Annotated in this window: 3 protein-coding genes and 1 pseudogene; all 4 read right to left on the bottom strand. The window is 48.8% G+C overall.

Annotated elements, in window-relative coordinates; genetic code table 11:
• Window positions 1-390: 390 nt before the first annotated feature.
• Window positions 391-1629 (bottom strand): leucine-rich repeat domain-containing protein, encoded by a 1239-nt coding sequence (locus KOR42_RS26010; protein WP_197441623.1) that lies wholly within the window; start codon window positions 1627-1629, stop codon window positions 391-393.
• A gap of 171 nt (window positions 1630-1800) precedes the next feature.
• The gene (locus KOR42_RS28055; protein ID WP_390620928.1) at window positions 1801-1905 is read right to left on the bottom strand and encodes a hypothetical protein; all 105 of its coding nucleotides are present in this window, start codon (window positions 1903-1905) and stop codon (window positions 1801-1803) included.
• A 44-nt stretch (window positions 1906-1949) separates the two neighbouring features.
• Window positions 1950-2192, bottom strand: a complete 243-nt coding sequence (locus KOR42_RS26000; protein ID WP_146512713.1) for a hypothetical protein — start codon at window positions 2190-2192, stop codon at window positions 1950-1952.
• A 374-nt stretch (window positions 2193-2566) separates the two neighbouring features.
• Window positions 2567-2766: pseudogene (locus tag KOR42_RS25990) on the bottom strand (hypothetical protein); the annotation flags it as partial.

The following is a 2766-nucleotide window of genomic DNA, read 5'->3' as shown; positions in this document are numbered from 1 at the left end:
GAATCATTTCGATCATCTCCCACTGAAGGTCAGTCAGGTCACTTGGGTACGCTTTTCGAATCGCCTCGGACACCGTGCACTCCTTTGCGTTGATGAACCGCAAAGTGTGAACAAAACCAGACTTTCAAAAAACCTCAGTTTCCGGATAGCCTCTGAGCTCAATTCAACAGTCCGATTTATGATGGAGACTATATTCAGGTCAGTGGAACTGTGATAGGGATTCCGGATGGATCCTCAGTGTTGTTAACCATTCTGGCGTGCTCCCCATTTTCTGATCCAGATGTTATGAGAGTCAACCGACCGATTTTGGTTCGAGGAGACTTTGATGACGCAGATCTCCTTCATTTCGTCTTCCTTCTCAGGTTCAAACCCAGCACCAGCATATCGATGCTACTCTAGAAAGGTCACCACAACATTCGGCAGCATCCCCTGTAGCTTCAATCTATTTGGTTCAGACAGCTCTACTGACAGCTTCAGTAACCGAGGAAGTTGTTTCAGGACAACAAGCGACTCCCAGTCGCTGTCTTCCACTTTGGTGCAACCAAGATCGAGGCTCTCGAGTGCTCTGAACTTCAGAAGCGAGTCTATGTACTTCGCATGAAACTCAGTGTGTCTCAGATTGAGTCTCTTGAGCTTCTTCAACGGGCGCATTTCGGAAATGCCGCTCCCGTTAATTTTGGGTGAGTGAAGCTCAAGCGATTCTAAGTCGCTCAATTCCCCCATATGACTCCACGACTCATCCGTAATCTCGCCGCTGGTGACGTTATGCAATCTCTTGAGAGACTGTATTCTTGCAACAGTGAGCATCCCCGTGTCCGTAATGTCAGGGAGCCCTTCCAGTTCCCGTAGGGCGCTGAGCGACTCTAGGTAAGCTACAGCATCATCCGATCGTGGCATGTAAAACTGAAGCGTCTCAAGATTCCTTAACCGTTCCAGCGGCCGATATCCGTTTTTGCTCACGCCATCTCCGCCACTGAGCCTAAGGCATTTTAGATTGGTGATACGAGAGGCAGCATTTATTGAATTGTCAGACACACTGGCGTTGTTGAGGCTCAACTCCTCTAACTGCGAAAATAGTCCGATTACGGACGCACCCAATCGGTCATCTGACGGTGAGTAAGTGTCGAAACCAACTCCAAGATGAAGGGTTTTTAAGTGAGCAAGTCCCTTCAACTCGATGAGATCATGTTCATCCATCTGTCCACGGACGTAAGTGCGCAATTCCTCTAGGGTCGTCAGCTCAGCGATAACAGTTGCGTAGTCATCAGTAAGGAAACCTGTAACCCAGAGTGTCTTCAGGTCGGGTAAGCTTTTCAGGTGACGAAAATCATCAGCTCTCAAATCTTTCGTAGGATGAAGATAGACCATTCTCAATTCGGGGAAGGCTTTGACCAGCTGCGATATTCGCTTTCCGTTGGCGTTGTAAACTCTAACTCGCAAAGGGGCACCGCCACCATTGACGCTATCTGCCCCCCACAGTTCAGCCTGAAGCGATCCCAAAACCTCACGCGACCTAGCTTGATCCGACTCTTGCGCTGAGGCTGCTGTTAAGAGCAAAACGGAAGTTAATAGTAATAGCAAAGACACCCTAGGCACAAAATTTCGATATTCCCGAATTATAAAAGACATAGTATCACTTTCTTGCGACAAGTTTTGCTGGAAATGAGGAATTCATTTTTCAGAACGGGAAGCTAACTTTGTCTCATTCTGCCCCTTTAGGTCGCTTGACCTGACTCTTTCGATGATAAACACTGGTGTCTGCCTTGCCATGTGTGAATCACCCACAAGACTGAGGCAGTTTCACAACTTCCGCATGACGATCATCAAGCATGCGAGATGTACAAATCCTTCAAAGATGTGGGCGTGTTTTTCGTATCGAACGACCGTTTTTCTGAAGTTCTGGATCCAACTAATGGTGCGTTCAACTTTCCATCGCCTTTTGTATCCTCTTAGCTTACGTCCATCTTGAAGAGACTTCTTTTTCGAGACCTGCGATGAGGGATGACTTGTTCAATGCCCTTTGAGGCGAGAGCACTTCGGAGCCAGTCTGCATCCGCCGCATTATCGTAAACCAGCTTCGCTGGCGTGGGGCCAAATACCTGTTGTTCAACAAGAGTTTCGATCGTATTGACTTCGGCCACTTGGGCGCTCGTCGTAAATAATGAAATCGGAACACCTTCAGCTTCAGTCATCAACATGATCTTGGTGCCTTTGTCCTTCTTGGTCTTTCCAACCTCAAGCCCCCTTTTTTTGCTGGTGAAAACGTTCCATCACCAAACGCCTCTGACCAGTTCAGCTTCTTTTGCCGATTCATGCGGCGGAACAGTCGAGCCCACGCTTTCGTGATGGCTCCGGTCGTTGACCACATGGCATGTCGTCGCCAGCACGTTGTAAAAGAGGGATAATTATCTGGTAAATCTTTCCAACGATCGCCAGATCCAAAGAATGCCTTCAAGGCAGTCTCTGGACTGAACGGGAGTGGGGCCTCCCTTCGGCGATTTGGGCGGTGAGGGAAACAGATCCTTGATTGCTGTGTTGAAAACAAATCACAGGTTTTGATCGTGGGCTAACGCCTCAGGGCGTAGGCGAGGACTTTGAGGGCGGCTTCGACGAACAGGGCTTTCTCGCTTCTGGCTGAGAGTGCGGCACCTGTGGTTCGCTTCAATCCGCTCATGAATGATTCCACAAGCCAGCGTCTGCCGTATCCTTTTGTTTCGAGTTCTGTCCTGGTCATCTGTGAGCGGTACTCGCCATTCAGCTTACCGT

Source organism: Thalassoglobus neptunius (assembly GCF_007859735.1).
GTDB classification, from domain to species: domain Bacteria; phylum Planctomycetota; class Planctomycetia; order Planctomycetales; family Planctomycetaceae; genus Thalassoglobus; species Thalassoglobus neptunius.
The sequence above is the reverse complement of the archived record's forward strand: the minus strand, read 5'-3'. Positions and strand labels throughout refer to the sequence as shown.

Coding starts and splice junctions, on each gene's coding strand:
- KOR42_RS26010 (WP_197441623.1), bottom strand. CDS start 1,629: ATGTCTTTTATAATTCGGGAATATCGAAATTTTGTGCCTAGGGTGTCT.
- KOR42_RS26000 (WP_146512713.1), bottom strand. CDS start 2,192: ATGACTGAAGCTGAAGGTGTTCCGATTTCATTATTTACGACGAGCGCC.